General features: G+C 67.0%; 15 protein-coding genes. 13 read left to right on the plus strand and 2 right to left on the minus strand.

The features are described 5' to 3' along the window. Positions 1-11: 11 nt before the first annotated feature. From BJG93_RS26685 to BJG93_RS26740, 12 genes are all read left to right on the plus strand, one after another. Positions 12-773, plus strand: a complete 762-nt coding sequence (locus BJG93_RS26685; protein WP_027195086.1) for a HisA/HisF-related TIM barrel protein — start codon at positions 12-14, stop codon at positions 771-773. A gap of 295 nt (positions 774-1,068) precedes the next feature. After that, a complete protein-coding gene (locus tag BJG93_RS26690) occupies positions 1,069-2,439 on the plus strand; it encodes a molybdopterin-binding domain-containing protein (RefSeq protein WP_027195087.1) in 1,371 nt (456 codons plus the stop codon). Further along, positions 2,436-4,130: a formylmethanofuran dehydrogenase subunit A gene (locus BJG93_RS26695; RefSeq protein ID WP_027195088.1), complete on the plus strand. Its 1,695-nt coding sequence runs from the start codon at positions 2,436-2,438 to the stop codon at positions 4,128-4,130. The genes BJG93_RS26690 and BJG93_RS26695 overlap by 4 nt, the downstream gene beginning before the upstream one ends. Before the next feature lie 10 nt (positions 4,131-4,140). Next, a complete protein-coding gene (gene fhcD / locus BJG93_RS26700; protein WP_027195089.1) occupies positions 4,141-5,112 on the plus strand; it encodes a formylmethanofuran--tetrahydromethanopterin N-formyltransferase in 972 nt (323 codons plus the stop codon). Beyond that, positions 5,109-5,945, plus strand: coding sequence for a formylmethanofuran dehydrogenase subunit C (locus BJG93_RS26705; protein WP_027195090.1), 837 nt, complete (start codon positions 5,109-5,111; stop codon positions 5,943-5,945). Before fhcD ends, BJG93_RS26705 begins: the two co-directional genes overlap by 4 nt. Positions 5,946-5,990: 45 nt before the next feature. Then, positions 5,991-6,575 (plus strand): cytochrome b, encoded by a 585-nt coding sequence (locus tag BJG93_RS26710; protein ID WP_027195091.1) that lies wholly within the window; start codon positions 5,991-5,993, stop codon positions 6,573-6,575. Beyond that, positions 6,572-7,606 (plus strand): alpha/beta fold hydrolase, encoded by a 1,035-nt coding sequence (locus tag BJG93_RS26715; RefSeq protein ID WP_027195092.1) that lies wholly within the window; start codon positions 6,572-6,574, stop codon positions 7,604-7,606. Before BJG93_RS26710 ends, BJG93_RS26715 begins: the two co-directional genes overlap by 4 nt. Further along, positions 7,603-8,517: a pyrroloquinoline quinone biosynthesis protein PqqB gene (gene pqqB, locus BJG93_RS26720; protein ID WP_027195093.1), complete on the plus strand. Its 915-nt coding sequence runs from the start codon at positions 7,603-7,605 to the stop codon at positions 8,515-8,517. The genes BJG93_RS26715 and pqqB overlap by 4 nt, the downstream gene beginning before the upstream one ends. A gap of 72 nt (positions 8,518-8,589) precedes the next feature. Continuing rightward, positions 8,590-9,345: a pyrroloquinoline-quinone synthase PqqC gene (gene pqqC, locus BJG93_RS26725; RefSeq protein WP_027195094.1), complete on the plus strand. Its 756-nt coding sequence runs from the start codon at positions 8,590-8,592 to the stop codon at positions 9,343-9,345. Beyond that, complete coding sequence (gene pqqD / locus BJG93_RS26730; protein ID WP_027195095.1) at positions 9,342-9,620, plus strand: pyrroloquinoline quinone biosynthesis peptide chaperone PqqD; 279 nt, start codon at positions 9,342-9,344, stop codon at positions 9,618-9,620. Before pqqC ends, pqqD begins: the two co-directional genes overlap by 4 nt. Before the next feature lie 4 nt (positions 9,621-9,624). After that, entirely contained in the window at positions 9,625-10,875 is a 1,251-nt protein-coding gene (gene pqqE, locus BJG93_RS26735) for a pyrroloquinoline quinone biosynthesis protein PqqE (RefSeq protein WP_034477956.1), read from the plus strand. After that, a complete protein-coding gene (locus BJG93_RS26740; protein ID WP_027195097.1) occupies positions 10,872-11,534 on the plus strand; it encodes a response regulator in 663 nt (220 codons plus the stop codon). Before pqqE ends, BJG93_RS26740 begins: the two co-directional genes overlap by 4 nt. Here the strand turns inward: BJG93_RS26740 and BJG93_RS26745 are convergent. Beyond that, positions 11,504-12,505, minus strand: a complete 1,002-nt coding sequence (locus tag BJG93_RS26745) for a histidine kinase (protein ID WP_027195098.1) — start codon at positions 12,503-12,505, stop codon at positions 11,504-11,506. The genes BJG93_RS26740 and BJG93_RS26745 overlap by 31 nt on opposite strands. Positions 12,506-12,685: 180 nt before the next feature. Between BJG93_RS26745 and BJG93_RS26750 the strand changes: the two genes are divergently transcribed. Continuing rightward, on the plus strand, positions 12,686-15,049 hold the full coding sequence (locus tag BJG93_RS26750) for a TonB-dependent receptor (RefSeq protein WP_027195099.1): 2,364 nt from the start codon (positions 12,686-12,688) through the stop codon (positions 15,047-15,049). Positions 15,050-15,130: 81 nt separating this feature from the next. Here BJG93_RS26750 and BJG93_RS26755 read toward each other — a convergent pair whose 3' ends face one another. Continuing rightward, on the minus strand, positions 15,131-15,469 hold the full coding sequence (locus tag BJG93_RS26755; protein ID WP_154671723.1) for a hypothetical protein: 339 nt from the start codon (positions 15,467-15,469) through the stop codon (positions 15,131-15,133). Positions 15,470-15,605: the final 136 nt, after the last annotated feature.

The raw sequence follows: 15,605 nt of genomic DNA on the forward strand, positions 1-15,605 counted from the left end.
AAAGCGCCCTTATGCTGGTGATACCTGTTCTCGATCTGCTCGACGGCCATGTCGTGCGCGCGGTGCGCGGCGAGCGGAACGCCTATCGGCCGATCCGGTCCCGCCTCGCCGCGACGAGCGACCCACTTGTCATCGCGCGCGCGCTGCTCGAAGTCAGCGGCGCACGCACGCTCTATATCGCCGATCTCGGCGCGATCCTGCAGCGCGGCGCGCATGCGTCGACACTCGCCGCGTTGCGCGCCGCCCTGCCCGGCATCGAGCTGTGGCTCGACGCCGGTTTCGCCGACTACCCGTCGATGCGTGCGCTGTTCCAGCGCATCGACGACGCTGTCACCGAGCGCCACGACCAGCACGGCAGCCATGCTGCCGGTTCCCACCTCGCGACCCTCGTGCCGGTTTTCGGCTCGGAGACGCTGCACGACATCCATGCGCTGCATGCTGCACAGCACGCCGGTCTCGCGCCGATCCTGTCGCTCGATCATCGCGCGGGCGAACTGCTCGCCGCGACCGCGCTCGACCGCTCTTCGGCCTGGTGGCCGTCGCGCGTAATCGCGATGACGCTCGATCAGGTCGGCAGCTACGCCGGCCCCGATCTCGCGACCTTCGAGCGCCTGCGCGCGCAAGCCGCCGCCCACACCACGCTGATCGGCGCGGGCGGCATCCGCAATCGCGACGATCTGGCCGCCGCGGCCGGTACCGGCGCGAGCGCGTGGCTGGTGGCATCGGCGCTGCACGATCAAAAGATCGACTGCGCGCATTCCGATTGCGCGTAGGCCTTGCACACAATTTCCATGCCATACGATCCAGCGGCGCTTTATGTAAACGGAACACAAGCTGGACAGTTCGCGCGTGACACTCTGCTCCAGAACGGCACACACGTTGTATGGCGCAGCGTGCCTTTGAACCGGAACGCCGACACGCGATCAGGCACGGTTGCCGCAGCTACCTCGCGCATGTTGATCCACTGAATGTAAAGCGGCACGACCGTACGCGCGGTCCGCTTCGGCATGGCGCTCGTTCGCGAGCCCTCGTCGAAACTTTCGGCACGGAGCTTGCTAAACCTGCCCCATGCATAGCCCCTCCCTCGATACGTCGCCCCCCGGCCCGAGCGCCACGCGCGCCGCGGCGCTCACACGCGACTGGATCTGTCCGTTCTGCCCTTTGCTATGCGACGACCTGGTCGCCGCTTGCCACGACGACGGCACGCTCGACGTGCGGGACACCGAATGTTCGCGGCTCGCTCACGCGCTCACCCACTACGGCGCGCGGGACGCGCGCTGCGGTTGCAGCGTCGACGGCAACGAAGCGGACAGGGATGCGGCGCTGGCGCGCGCCGCGCAGTGGCTCACGAACGCGCGCCGCCCGCTGTTCGGCGGCCTCGCCACCGACGTCGCCGGCACCCGCGCGCTGTATCCGCTCGCTGCGGCCTGCGGCGCGATCCTCGATCATCTGCACGGCGATGCGCTGACGCCCGCCACGCTCGCATTGCAGGACCGCGGCTCGTTCTTCACGACACTGTCCGAAGTGCGCGCGCGCGCGGACCTGCTCGTGTTTTTCGGCTGTCAGCCGTCGCGGCGCTACCCGCGCTTTTTCACGCGCGCGCTAGCGGGCAGCGAACTCGCGCGCGAGCTGGTGTTCGTCGGCTGCGAGGCGGACCCGGCCGCGGCCGGCTTCGCGCAAACGCGCATCGACACGCTGCTGCGCGACGCTGATGCGTACGACACGCTCGCGCTATGGTCGGCGCTCGCCGAAGGACGCGACGCGGCGGCGCTGCGCGAAGGCGCCGGCAACGGCGGTGACGCGCTCGCGTCGTTGCACGCACGCATCGCCGGCGCGCGCTACACGGTGATCGTCTACGAACCGGCCGCACTGCCCGCGCCGCACGCGGCGCTGTTGACCGAAGCGCTGAACCGGATCGTGAAGGCCGTGAATCGCACGACGCGCGCCGCGTGTCTCGCGCTCGGCGGCGACGACGGCGCGTTGACGGTCAATCAGACGGTCACGTGGCTGTCCGGCTTGCCGCTGCGCACGCGCGTGTCGATGCCGGCGCGGGTCACGGGCAGCGCGCCGCTCGATCACGATCCGTACCGCTATCGCACGGCGCGGCTGCTCGCCGAACGCGAAGTGGATGCGCTGTTGTGGATCGCGAGCTTCGCTCCGCAGCCATGGCCCGCGTCGCTCGATCCCGCGCTTCCGTTGATCGTGCTCGGCCATCCGGCGCTCGCGGATGCCGCGAGAGCGCGCGGCGCGAACACCGTGTTCGTGCCGGTCGCGACCCCGGGCATCGACAGCGGCGGGCATCTGTTTCGCGTCGACGGTACGGTCGTGATGCCGCTCACCGCCGCGCGCGGTGTTGCGTTGGAGTCGGTGGCGTCGATTGCCGCGCAGTTGAGCGGGCGACTGAGCGAACGATTCAGTCCGCGCGAGGATCAGCCATGACGCTCGTCCGGCTCAAGGGCGGCACGCTGTTCGACCCGGCTAACCACGTCGACGGTGAGCGCCGCGACCTGACGTTCCGCGACGGCCGCATCGTCGACGTACCGCCGACCACGCCCGCCGATCGCGAATACGACGCGACCGGCATGATCGTGATGGCCGGCGGCATCGACCTGCATTCGCATATCGGTGGCGGCAAGACCAATCTGTCGCGCCTGCTGCTGCCCGAGGACCATCGCGCCGATGCGCCGCGCGAGGCCGCCTACGAAGCGGTGCGCGATGACAACGGCCGCTATCTGCGTCTGCCGTCGTGCGGCGTGTGCACGCCGGGCACGCTCGCGACCGGCTACCGCTACGCCGAAATGGGCTACACGGCCGCGTTCGAGCCGGCGATGATGCCGTCCAACGCACGCCACACGCACCTCGAGATGGGTGACACGCCGATCATCGATCACGGCGCGTACGTGATGCTCGGCAACGACGAACTGTTCCTGCGCATGCTGGCCGCGCGCGACGACTTCGAACGTCTGCGCGATTACGTCGGCTGGACGATCGACGCGAGCAAGGCGCTCGGCGTCAAGGTGGTGAACCCCGGCGGCATCTCGGCGTTCAAGTTCAATCAGCGCTCGCTCGACGTCGACGAGCCGCACGCGCACTACGGCATCACGCCGCGCGACGTGCTGCGCACGCTGACGCGCGCGCTGACCGAGCTGCGCGTGCCGCATCCGCTGCATGTGCACACCAGCAATCTCGGCGTGCCCGGCAACCTCGTTTCGACGATCGCGACGATGGACGCCGCCGACGGCCTGCCGATTCATCTGACGCATATCCAGTTTCACAGCTATGGCACCGACGGTTCACGCAAGTTTTCGTCGGGCGCGCGGCAGATTGCCGAGGCCGTGAACGCACGCCCGAACGTATCGATCGACGTCGGCCAGATCATCTTCGGGCAGACCGTCACGGCCTCGGGTGACACGATGATGCAGTTCCGCAATGCGCCGCTCGCAAGGCCGCACAAGTGGGTCGTCGGCGATATCGAGTGCGATGCGGGCTGCGGCGTTCTACCGTTTCGCTACCGCGAACAGAGCTATGTGAACGCGCTGCAATGGATCATCGGGCTCGAGATTTTTCTGCTCGTCGACGACCCGTGGCGCGTCGCGATGACCACCGACCATCCGAACGGCGGCCCGTTCACCAGCTATCCGCATCTGATTCGCCTGCTGATGGACAAGCCGTTTCGCGATGAGCAGCTTGCGAAGCTGCATCCCGAAGCGCAGGTCGCCAGTGCGCTGCCGGAGCTCAAGCGCGAATTCTCACTGTACGAGATTGCGATCATCACGCGCGCCGGTCCCGCGCGGCTGCTCGGCCTACACGATCGCGGCCATCTCGGCGCGGGCGCGGCGGCGGATATCGCCGTCTATCGCGACCAGCCGGACCGCGAGCGGATGTTCACGTCGCCGGCCTATGTGTTCAAGGACGGCGAACTGGTTGCGCGCGACGGCACGCTGGTCGCGACGCCGACGGGTGGCATCCACTTCGTCGCGCCGCAGTACGATCGTGGCATCGAGAAGACGTTGCGCGCGTATAGCGATGCCAATCTCGCGAGCAACTTCGCCCATGCCGCGATCAGCGACGACGAGGCGTGCCGCTGCTGCCGCGGCGGACGGCTGTTGCCCGTCGAATGCCTAACCTGACGCGGCCACGATGAACGCTCCCGCCCCGCTCGACATCAACGGCACCGCGATCGACGCGACCTTTGCCGAAGCCTTTCCGATGAAGGCGACCCGGCTCGTGATCACCGCGCACACGCCGACGTGGGCGATGCACGCGGCGAACTCGCTGGCGGGCTTCGCGACCTCGGTGATCGGCTGCGGCTGCGAGGCGGGCATCGAGCGCGCGCTCGCGCCCGAGGCAACGCCCGACGGCCGGCCCGGCGTCGCGGTGCTGTTGTTCGCGGTGTCGTCGAAGGAGCTTGCGAAGCAGATCGGGCGGCGCGTCGGACAGTGCGTGCTCACCTGCCCGAGCACGGCCGTGTATGGCGGCATCGATCCGGCCACGAGCCGCGCGCCGCTGTCGGACCCGGCGCCGCTCGGCAGCGCGCTGCGCTTTTTCGGCGACGGCTGGCAGATCGCAAAGATGATCGACGCAGGCAACGGGCCCACGCGTTACTGGCGCGTGCCGGTGATGGACGGCGAGTTCGTCTGCGAAGACACGGCGGCGACGGTCAAGGCCGTCGGCGGCGGCAACCTGCTGCTGCTCGCGCGCGACCAGGGCGCCGCGCTCGCGGCCGCCGAAGCCGCGGTCGCGGCGATGCGCCGGCTGCCGAACGTGATCATGCCGTTTCCCGGCGGCATCGTCCGCTCGGGCTCGAAGATCGGCTCGAAGTACGCGGGCGCGACCGCGTCGACCAACGACGCGTTCTGCCCGAGCCTGATCGGCCTCGCGCGGCGCAGCGAGTTGAGCGCGGAGGTGGGCTGCGTGCTGGAGATCGTCATCGACGGCCTGACCGACGCCGACGTCGGCGCCGCGATGACGGCCGGTATCGACGCGGCCGCCGGACTCGGCCGCGCGGCCGGCGTGCTGCGAATTTCGGCCGGCAACTATGGCGGCAAGCTCGGGCCGTACCACTTTCACTTGCACGAACTGGCGGCGGGGCTCGACGGGAGCCGCGCATGAGCACGACCAGGTTGCGTGCGAAGACACCGCCCGGCTTTCGCGTCGATGCCGCGGCGCTGTCACCGGCGGCGCTGGCCAGCATGAGCGTGGCCGAGATCGAGCGCATCGTGCTGCCGGGCGGCAACGAGCGCTGTGCGGTCGGCGACGTATTCGAGGTTTCGCGCGATCCCGCACCCGCGTCCGGCGACGAGATGGCCACGCTGCTGATCGACGGCGCCGCGCGGTGGCTCGATCGGCTCGGCGCGCAGATGGACCGGGGAAGGCTCATCGCGCGCGGCCCGGTCGGCGACTACAGCGGCTTCAGGATGAGCGGCGGCTTACTCGACATCGACGGCGACGCGGGGCACTTCACCGGCTGCGAAATGCACGGCGGGCGCCTCGCGGTGCGCGGCGATAGCGGCGATTTCGCCGCCGGTGCGCTGACGGGCGACATGGAGGGCATGAGCGGCGGCACGCTGACGATCCACGGCAACGCGGGCGCACGGCTCGCCGACCGGATGCGCCGCGGCCTCGTGCTGGTCGGCGGCAACGCGGGCGACTTCGCCGCGTCGCGGCTGGTGGCGGGGACCGTCGGCGTGGCGGGGCAACTGGGCGCGCATTATGCCTATGCAATGAGGCGCGGCACGCTGCTGCTCGCGCACCGGCCCGAGCCTGCGCCGCCCCCGAGTTTCACCGGCGGCGGACACGGATTCGACGTATTCTGGTCATTGCTCATACGCAGTCTCGCAGCCGAAATCGCGCCGTTTTCGCAGTGGCGCGCGGATCGTTTGCCGGTCCGTTTGACGGGCGACCTTGCGGTCGACGGCCGCGGCGAAATACTGATCGTCGGCTAACGCAGCGCGATGTCGGCCAAGACTGAAACGCATGGAGACAGGGGCATGACGACAGCGAATTCTGCCAACGCGAAGCCTGATATCGACGTCGACGCACACGCCAGCGTCGGCGGCCCGCGCTATGCCGGGCTGCTGATCGCGCTGCATTGGCTGATCGCGCTCGGCATCGTCGGACTGCTCGCGCTCGGGCTTTATATGGTCGGATTGCCGAAGGGCTTGCCTGTCAAAGCGACGCTGATCAATCTGCACAAGTCGCTCGGACTGACGGTTTTCCTGCTGGTGCTTTTGCGCATCGCCGCGCGGCTGGTCCTTCACCGGCCTCCGCTACCGCCGATGCCACCGTGGCAACGCGCCGCCGCGCGCACTACGCAGGGTCTTTTATATGTCGGCATGGTGGCGATGCCGCTTGCCGGGTACCTCGGCTCGTCGTTCAACACCTACGGCACGCGCTTCTGGGGCATCCTGCTGCCGAAGTGGGGCTGGGACGACGCGCATCTGCGCGCGCTGTTCTTCGGCCTTCACCACGCCATCGCCTACGCGCTGATCGTGCTGATCGTGCTGCACGTGGCGGGCGCGTTCAAGCATCAGTGGATCGATCGCGACAACCTGCTGGCGAGGATGCTGCCATGACGATCCGCCGCGCGTCGCACCGCATCCGACCAGCCGCTGCGCTCGAAGCGCATACCCTGCGCACGCGCGATGGTCATCGCGTCTGGTACGCGCTCGCCGGCGCGCGCGACGGCGTGCCGGTCGCGGTGCTGCACGGCGGCCCGGGCAGCGGCAGTCAATCCAGCGTGCTGCGGCTCTTCGATCTGCAGCGCTTTCGCGTCGTGCTGATCGACCAGCGCGGCACCGGTGCATCGACGCCGCACGGCAGCGTGCGCCACAACCGCACCGACTATCTGATCGCCGATCTCGAAGCGATTCGCGCACGGCTCGGCTTCGCGCGCTGGGGCGTGTTCGGCGGATCGTGGGGCGCGGCGCTCGCGCTCGCGTATGCGGGACAGTGTCCGCAGTCGGTGACGGGCGTCGTGCTGCGCGGCCTGTTTCTGACGTCCGCACGCGAAGTGCGCGGCTTGTTCGTCACGTCGCGCAAGCGTGCGCCGCGTGCGTGGTCGAGACTGCGCGCCGCCGCTTGCTGCAAGCAAGCCGCGACGCTAGCCGCGCGTTGCGCCGCGAGCTTGCAATACGGCGCGAACGAAGCGCGACAACGCACGCTCGCGCTAGCCTGGCGCGGCTATGAAAACGCGGTGCTCGCGAGCGCATCGCCGCCACGCGCCGCACAACGGCTGGCGAACCAGCGACACGCACGCGACTCGCAACGCCACGCCCGCAAGCTGATCGGCAAGTACCGGATTCAGGCGCACTACCTCGCGCATCGCTGCTGGCTCGGCGAAACCCGTTTGCTCTCGCTCGCGCGTCGCGCGGCCGCGGCCGGCGTGCCGATCGCGGCCGTGCACGGCTCGCGCGATCCGGTGTGTCCGCGCGGCAATCCGCGGCGCCTCGCTCGCGCGGTGCCGTCCGCGCGCGTCGAGTATGTGAGCGCGGCAGGTCATCTGACGAGCGACCCCGCGCTGCACGCGCGCGTCGCGCACGTGCTCGCCGCGATGTTCGTTCCCACCGTCGACGAGGGGCGCAGCAACCTGCGTCGCGCGGCATGAAGATCAAGGTACTCGGCTCGGCGGCGGGTGGCGGCTTTCCGCAGTGGAACTGCAATTGCCGCAATTGCGACGGCGTGCGTCGCGGCACGGTGAAGGCGACGCGCCGCACGCAGTCGTCGATCGCGGTCAGCACGAACGGCGAGGACTGGCTGCTCGTCAACGCATCGCCCGATCTGCTCGCGCAGATCGCCGCGCATCGCGAGCTTCAGCCGGCTCGGCGCGCGCGCGACAGCGGCATTGCCGCGGTACTCGTGATCGACGCGCAGATCGACCACGTGACCGGCCTCTTGATGCTGCGCGAACGCGATACGCCGCTGCCGCTGTACGCGACCGATGCGGTCTGGCAAGACCTGCGCTCCGGCTTGCCGATCGCGCCGATCCTGTCGCACTACTGCGGAGTCGAGCATCGCCGTATTGCGCTCGACGGCGCGCCGCTCGCCGTCGCGGCGCTGCCCGGCATCCGCATCGACGCGCTGCCGCTATCGAGCAAGGCGCCGCCGTACTCGCCGCATCGCGACGCGCCGGAGCGTGGCGACAACATCGGACTCATGCTGACGAACCTGCAATCGGGCCGGCGCGTGTTCTACGCGCCGGGACTAGGCGCAATCGAGCCGCACGTGCTCGCGGCGATGCGCGAGGCCGATCTGCTGCTCGTCGACGGCACGCTATGGACCGGCGACGAAATGATCCGCCTCGGCCTGTCGAAGAAGACGGCGGCGGATATGGGCCATCTGCCGCAGAGCGGCGCGGGCGGCATGATCGAAACACTCGATTCGCTCGGCGCGAACCGCAAAGTGCTGATCCATATCAACAACACGAATCCGATCCTGATCGAAGACGGCCCCGAGCGGCGCGAGCTAGGCGAGCATGGGATCGAGGTTGCCTACGACGGAATGAGCTTCCAGCTTTGAGATGCGCAGTGCAGAGCACAGACAGATGCGGTAACGAGGCGCGGCTGTAAACGACGCTAAAACGGAGACGGCATGAACGCGAAAGACATCCAGCACATGACACCGACACGCGACGCGAATACATCGACCCAAGGCACCGACCAGCCCGCCTGGAGCCGTGAAGAATTCGAGGCGCAGTTGCGCGCGAAGGGCACCGCGTATCACATCCACCACCCGTTCAACGTGAAGATGAATAGCGGTGGCTGCTCGCGCGAGCAGATTCGCGGCTGGGTCGCGAACCGCTTCTACTATCAGATCAACATTCCGCTGAAGGATGCCGCCATATTGTCGAACTGCCCGGACCGCGAGACGCGCCGCCGCTGGGTGCTGCGCATTCTCGATCACGACGGCTACGACGGCGCGGAAGGCGGCATCGAAACCTGGGCGCGTCTCGCGGACGCGGTCGGCTTGACGCGCGACGAACTGTGGTCGCTCGAACACGTGACGCCGGGCGTGCGCTTCGCCGTCGACGCGTATGTGAATTTCGCGCGTCGCGCGCCGTGGCAGGAAGCGGTGTGCTCGTCGCTGACCGAGATGTTCGCGCCGCAGGTGCATCGCGACCGGCTCGCGAGCTGGCCCGAGCATTATCCGTGGATCGATCCCGAGGGCCTCGCGTATTTCCGCTCGCGCATCTCGCTCGCGCAGCGCGACGTGCAGCACGGGCTCGAAGTCACGCTAGCCCACTTCACGCGACGCGATCAGCAGGAACGGGCGCTCGAGATCCTGCAGTTCAAGCTCGACATTCTGTGGACCATGCTCGATTCGATCGAGAAGGCGTTTGCGCAATGAACGACTCCACACGTGCCGAACCCGCCACGCCGCTCGCGATCGCGAAGCCATTCCGCCTGCAATGGGAGCCCGCGCAGAACGCGCACGTGCTGCTGTATCCGGAGGGCATGGTGAAGCTCAATCAAAGCGCCGGAGAAATCCTCAAGCGCTGCGACGGCACACGCGACATCGATGCGCTGATCGCGGAGCTCGAACACGCGTTCAACACGACCGGCATCGGCAGCGAGGTGCGGGCCTTCATCGCCGACGCGCATGGGCGCGGCTGGCTGGAGTAGCGCGATGACCGATCTCTCCCAACCGAACGCCCAAGCCGGCGCGCAGCCGCAGGGCAGCGCGGCCGCCGAAGTGCCGCCGCCGCTGTGGCTGCTCGCGGAGCTGACCTATCGCTGTCCGCTGCACTGCGCGTTCTGCTACAACCCGCTCGACTACACCGATCACAACCGAGAACTGACCACCGCGCAATGGCTCGACGTGCTGCGCGACGCGCGCGCGCTCGGCGCGGTGCAGCTCGGCTTTTCGGGCGGCGAGCCGCTGGTGCGCGACGACGTCGAGGTCCTCGTCGAAGAAGCGCACCGGCTCGGCTTCTATACGAACCTGATTACCTCGGGCGTCGGACTCACCGATCAGCGCCTCGGCGATCTGAAGGCCGCCGGGCTCGATCACATCCAGCTATCCTTCCAGGATTCGACGCAGCAGTTGAACGACTTCCTGAGCAGCACGCGCACGTTCGAGCTGAAACAGCGCGTCGCCGTCGCGCTCAAACGGCACGGCTTTCCGATGGTGATGAACTGCGTGCTGCATCGCTACAACCTGCCGCACGTCGACAAGATCATCGATATGGCACTCGCGTTGGGCGCCGAATATCTGGAGCTTGCGAACACGCAGTACTACGGCTGGGCGCGCGCGAATCAGGCGCAACTCATGCCGACGCAAGAACAGCTCGAAGAAGCCGAAGCGGTGGTCGCGCGTTATCGCCGCACCCACGGCGAGCGCTGCAAGATCTTCTTCGTCGTACCCGACTACTTCGAGCGGCGTCCGAAGCGCTGCATGAACGGCTGGGGCGCGGTGTTTCTCGGCATCGCGCCCGACGGCGCCGCGCTGCCGTGTCACGCGGCGCGCGGCCTGCCCGGCCTGACGCTGCCGAACGTGAAAGACATGCCGCTGCGTGAGATCTGGTACGACAGCGACGCGTTCAACCGCTTTCGCGGCTTGCACTGGATGAAGGAGCCGTGCCGCAGCTGCGACGAAAAGGAACGCGACCTCGGCGGCTGCCGCTGCCAGGCCTTCCTGCTCACCGGCGACCCGGCCAACGCCGACCCCGTCTGCGACAAATCGCCGTTTCACGAAAGCGTGATCAAGATCGTTCAGCGCGCGGCATCGGCATCTGCAGCGCAAACCGCGGCGAGTGCCACGGCCCGCGAACAGCCGATCCTGTTCCGCAACGACGCGAACTCGCGCAAGTTCGCGGCGGCGGCTGACGAGCCCGGCAACGGCGACGATGACCGAGCATCACCGGGAGCCCGATCATGAGCGCCGACACCATTTCCGTCCTACTCGTCGACGACCATGCGGTCGTGCGCGAAGGCTACCGGCGTCTGCTCGAACTGAACGCCGACGTCGAGGTATGCGGCGAAGCGGGCGACGCCGCACAAGCCTACCAGCGTTTTTGCGCGCTGCGGCCCGATGTCGTCGTGATGGACGTGTCGCTGCCGGGCGCAAGCGGCATCGAAGCGATGCGGCGCATGCTCGCGCGCGAGCCGGACGCGCGCGTGCTGATTTTCAGCGTGCATGAGGAATCGATCTTCGTGCGGCGCGCGCTCGATGCCGGCGCGCTCGGCTACGTCACCAAGGCGAGCGCACCCGACGTGCTGGTCGAAGCGGTGCGCGCGATCGCCCGGCGCGCCGGCTATCTGAGCCCGGACATCTCGCAGGCGCTGGCGCTGCGCACCGCGTTCAACGAAGGGCCGCCGGGGCGTCAGTTGTCGGCGCGCGAGTTCGAGGTGCTGCGACTGCTCGTGCAAGGCTATACGCTGCCGAGCATCGCCGAAAAGCTGGGCTTGAGTCAGAAGACGGTGGCCAACCACCAATCGGTCATCCGGCAGAAGTTCGGCGCCGACAACGGCGTGCAGCTCGCGCAGATGGCAAGCCGCCTCGGACTTCACTTCACGGGCTCGGCCAGTCCCGCCTGAGCGGGCACCCGCGCGCAAAACAGGAAACCGCCCTGCGGCTCGCTCGCGACGTGAAACTCGCCGCCGAGCGCCTCGACGCGTTCGCGCATGCCGATCAGCCCTAGTCCGCTGCGCGGTTGCCGCAGATCGGTGCCGGGGCCGTCGTCGGCCATCGTGACGACGATCTCGTCGATCTGCGTGCCGTTGTCTTCGCGCGGCGCGCGCACCATGAACAGTTCGACGCGCGAGCGGCGCGCGAACTTCGACACGTTCGTCAATCCTTCCTGCACCAGCCGATACAGCGTGATCGTCAGCGCCTCGCTGAGGCCGGTGAAATCGCCTTCGATCGTCACCGAGAACGACGCGTCGGGCAGGCGCTCGCGCCAGCCGTCGACGCAGTGTTCGAGTGCGCTCGGCAAGCCGAATTCGTCGAGACCGATCGGCCGGAGCCGGCGGATCATGCCGCCGATCTCGCGGTACACATGCGTCGCGCTCTGCATCAACCCAAGTGCGATGCGATGAATCTCCGGCTCGCGCTCGTCCGATAGGTCGCGAATGCGCGCGGCGTCGAGCGAGATCGCGTTCAGGTATTGGCCCAGCTCGTCGTGCAGCTCGCGCGCCATATGGCGGCGCTCCAGTTCCTGCGCCTGCAGCGCCTGACTGGCGAGGCGCCGGTTGTCTGCGAGCAACCGTTCGGCCTGTTCCTCGAGCATGCGGCGCTGGCGCACTTCGCGGCGTGCATCGCGATAGCGGCGCCAGGCGAACCACGCCAGCGCGATGGACAGCACCAACAGCGTGCCCGGCAACTCGTCGAGCTGGAAGCGCTCCATGCCGCGCGTGAACCGGTAGGCCTTCTCGCTGACATCGAACGCGGCGCCGAGCACCGCCGCGAGCACGGTCACGGCGACGACCCAGCCGAGATCGCGCCAGATCGGCGACGACGGCGGCGGCGGGCGGTCAGCGGAAGAGGAATGGATCGGTTCGCTTGACATGACGCTTGCATTCTACTCAGCGCCGGCACGCGCAGCGGGTTTTGCGCGGGTTTTGGGAACGCTTCCCTGGCAGATCGGGAAAAGCTCCCGCGCGGCTTACAGATGCGTATGCGAAGCTTTGCATCAACGTCGAACAACGACTGATACGCGCACCGATCGAGCCGGCAGGAGACAACAACGATGAGCATGCGATCACAAGCACGCCGCAAACGCCGGCTTCAGCGGCGCGCCGGCATCACGTTTTGCGTCGGCGGCGCGCTCGCCGGTCTGTCCACGAGCGTGTGGGCGCAGGCCGAGCCGCCGGTCGCGGCGTCGGCGCCAGGCTCCGCGTCTTCCGCCGCGGCCGGGAACAACGCCAATAGCAACGCGACACCGACCACGACGCTCGCGCCGATCGTCGTCGTAGGCACCACGCCGCTGCTCGGCATCGGCACGCCGCTCACGCAGGTGCCGGCCAACGTGCAGACGGTCCGCGCGGCCGATATCGAACGGCAGCACCGCCAGACGCTCAGCGATTTCCTCGCGGCGAATCTGCCGAGCGTCACCCTCTCCGATGCGCAGGGCAATCCGTATCAGATGAACCTGTTCTATCGCGGCTTCACCGCGTCGCCGCTGCTGGGCACGCCGCAGGGCTTATCGGTTTTCGTCGACGGCGTGCGCGTGAACGAGCCGTTCGGCGACGTCGTGAACTGGGACCTGCTGCCGCAACAGGCGATCGACACGATGCAGCTGATCCCCGGCTCGAACCCGGCGTTCGGCTTCAACACGCTCGGCGGTGCGCTATCGATCACGACCAAAAACGGCAAGGACAACCCGGTCGGCGAGGCAGAGATACAGGGCGGCTCGTGGGGACGCAAGGCCGCGCAGATCGAACAGGGCGGCACGGTCGGCCCGAACCTCGACTACTACTTCACCGCCAATGCCGCGAACGACAACGGCTGGGCCGAGCAGAACGAGAGCCGCATTCGCCAGGTGTTCGGCAAGCTGCGCTATACCGACGCCGACACGACCCTGTCGTTGTCGGCCGGCGGCGCGGACAACGATCTGCACGGCGCGCAGACCATTCCGCGCTCGTTCCTCAACAACCCCCGGCAACCGTACACGTATCCGGACCGGAATCAGAACAGCGCCGGCTACCTGACGCTGTCGGGCGATCATTACTTCAACGACAACGTCGAGTTGAGCGGCAACGCGTACTACCGGCACTTTCGCAACGCCAACACCAGCAGCAACGTCAACAACAACTATGGCACGATCGGCGCCGACGGCAGCGTCGACACGTTGCAGGCGACCAACCTGCAGTCGACCGTAACGACCGACAGCTACGGCGCGAGCCTGCAACTGACGCTGCTCGGCAAGCTCGGGGGCATGCAGAACCAGTTCATCGCGGGCATGGCCGTCGATGCCGCCGATTCGCGCTTCACGCAGTCGTCGCAGGACGCGGCGTTCACCGATTCGCGCGCGACGATCGGCATTGGCAATTTCTCACAGCAGACCAATGCGAACACGCACAACACGAACTACGGCCTGTACCTCACGGACACACTGTCGCTGACGCCGCAGTGGTCGCTGACGCTGTCGGGCCGCTATAACTGGGCCGATGCGACGATCGGCGACGAAACCGGCACGCAGCCGCAACTCGACGGCCACCATACGTTCTCGCGCTTCAACCCGGCGGTCGGCGTCAACTGGAATCCGACGCCGGCGCTCACCGCTTATGCGACCTACAACGAGGGCATGCGCTCGCCGACCGCGATCGAGCTGGCCTGCGCCGATCCAAACGCGCCGTGCTCGCTGCCGAACGACTTCATCTCCGATCCGTCGTTGCAGCCGGTCATTTCGAAGACTTATGAAGTCGGTGCGCGCGGCAGGATCGGCGGCAACACGACATGGAGCGCCGCGGCCTACAGCACGACGCTCGACAACGACATCGAGTTCATCAGCAGCAACGGCGCGGGCAGTTCGCAGGGCTTTTTCCAGAACGTCGGGCGCACGCGCCGGCAAGGCGTCGAACTGGCTGCGCAGAGCAGGTATGGGCCGCTCACGCTGACTGGCAGCTATAGCTATGTCGACGCGACTTATCAGTCGACGTGGGTCGAAAGCAGCCCCAGCAATTCCAGCGCCGACGCGAACGGCAACATCACCGTGCGGCCCGGCGATCGTATCCCCGGCATTCCGGCGACGACCGTCAAGCTACGGCTCGATTACGCGGCCACCGCGAAATGGCGCGTCGGCACGAACCTGACGTGGCGCGGCAGCATTTACGCGCAGGGCGACGAAAACAACCAGGACGCGAATGGCAGGATCTCCGGCTATCTGCTGATCGATATGGACACGACTTACCAGGTGACGAAACAGTTGCAGGTGTTCGCATCGGTGTCGAACCTGCTCGACAAGCGCTATGCGAGCTTCGGCGCACTCGGGGCGAACTTCTTTACCGGACCCGGCAATACGTTCAACGGCGCGGCCCCGGTCAACGAACAGTTCGTTGGGCCGGGTGCGCCGCGGGGGTTTTGGGTGGGGATGAGGTATGCGTGGAAGTAGCGGTGCCGGGTCGCTTCGAGGTCCGGCTTTGCGGTGCTCCGCCGAAGCGGGGCACCGTTGGTGTGTGCATCGCTATGACCTTCAACCCGTTTTGATCGCATAGAGGTCGCGCAGGAATTCGTTTTGCTGCTTGCGAATTGAATAATGACAACGCGCCCCCATGGCATCGTACATATTCACATGTGTTTTTGGCGGTTCCTCAACATTCCAATCAGAAGCTAGTGTAGGGGCTAGATCGCAAGCCTTTGCCGATTCATCTTGCGCGCGCATGTACCGGTCGAGTTCAGCCTTGCTCGCGCCTTTGATGCCACGTGCCGATTTAATTGAAGTTGCCAGTTCCTTGTTGTCGATTTCAAGGGATTTTGCATGATGCTCATGGCAATCGAAATCTCCGAATCCGCCACCGCCCATGTACTGCATGCAATTTGAATCGTTGATCACGTCACCGGCACAAATCGACCGAAAGCTACAGAGCGCCATGACTAGCACGAAGCATTTCAAAAATGCTGATCGAAACAATTCCGTAAGTAACAACATATCGCGACGGCCCGTTTTC

Source organism: Paraburkholderia sprentiae WSM5005 (genome assembly GCF_001865575.2).
In the GTDB taxonomy this organism is placed as follows: domain Bacteria; phylum Pseudomonadota; class Gammaproteobacteria; order Burkholderiales; family Burkholderiaceae; genus Paraburkholderia; species Paraburkholderia sprentiae.

Coding starts and splice junctions, on each gene's coding strand:
- BJG93_RS26685 (WP_027195086.1), top strand. CDS start 12: ATGCTGGTGATACCTGTTCTCGATCTGCTCGACGGCCATGTCGTGCGC.
- BJG93_RS26715 (WP_027195092.1), top strand. CDS start 6,572: ATGACGATCCGCCGCGCGTCGCACCGCATCCGACCAGCCGCTGCGCTC.
- BJG93_RS26745 (WP_027195098.1), bottom strand. CDS start 12,505: ATGTCAAGCGAACCGATCCATTCCTCTTCCGCTGACCGCCCGCCGCCG.
- BJG93_RS26705 (WP_027195090.1), top strand. CDS start 5,109: ATGAGCACGACCAGGTTGCGTGCGAAGACACCGCCCGGCTTTCGCGTC.
- pqqE (WP_034477956.1), top strand. CDS start 9,625: ATGACCGATCTCTCCCAACCGAACGCCCAAGCCGGCGCGCAGCCGCAG.
- pqqC (WP_027195094.1), top strand. CDS start 8,590: ATGAACGCGAAAGACATCCAGCACATGACACCGACACGCGACGCGAAT.
- BJG93_RS26710 (WP_027195091.1), top strand. CDS start 5,991: ATGACGACAGCGAATTCTGCCAACGCGAAGCCTGATATCGACGTCGAC.
- pqqD (WP_027195095.1), top strand. CDS start 9,342: ATGAACGACTCCACACGTGCCGAACCCGCCACGCCGCTCGCGATCGCG.
- BJG93_RS26690 (WP_027195087.1), top strand. CDS start 1,069: ATGCATAGCCCCTCCCTCGATACGTCGCCCCCCGGCCCGAGCGCCACG.
- BJG93_RS26755 (WP_154671723.1), bottom strand. CDS start 15,469: ATGCAGTACATGGGCGGTGGCGGATTCGGAGATTTCGATTGCCATGAG.
- BJG93_RS26750 (WP_027195099.1), top strand. CDS start 12,686: ATGAGCATGCGATCACAAGCACGCCGCAAACGCCGGCTTCAGCGGCGC.
- BJG93_RS26740 (WP_027195097.1), top strand. CDS start 10,872: ATGAGCGCCGACACCATTTCCGTCCTACTCGTCGACGACCATGCGGTC.
- BJG93_RS26695 (WP_027195088.1), top strand. CDS start 2,436: ATGACGCTCGTCCGGCTCAAGGGCGGCACGCTGTTCGACCCGGCTAAC.
- fhcD (WP_027195089.1), top strand. CDS start 4,141: ATGAACGCTCCCGCCCCGCTCGACATCAACGGCACCGCGATCGACGCG.
- pqqB (WP_027195093.1), top strand. CDS start 7,603: ATGAAGATCAAGGTACTCGGCTCGGCGGCGGGTGGCGGCTTTCCGCAG.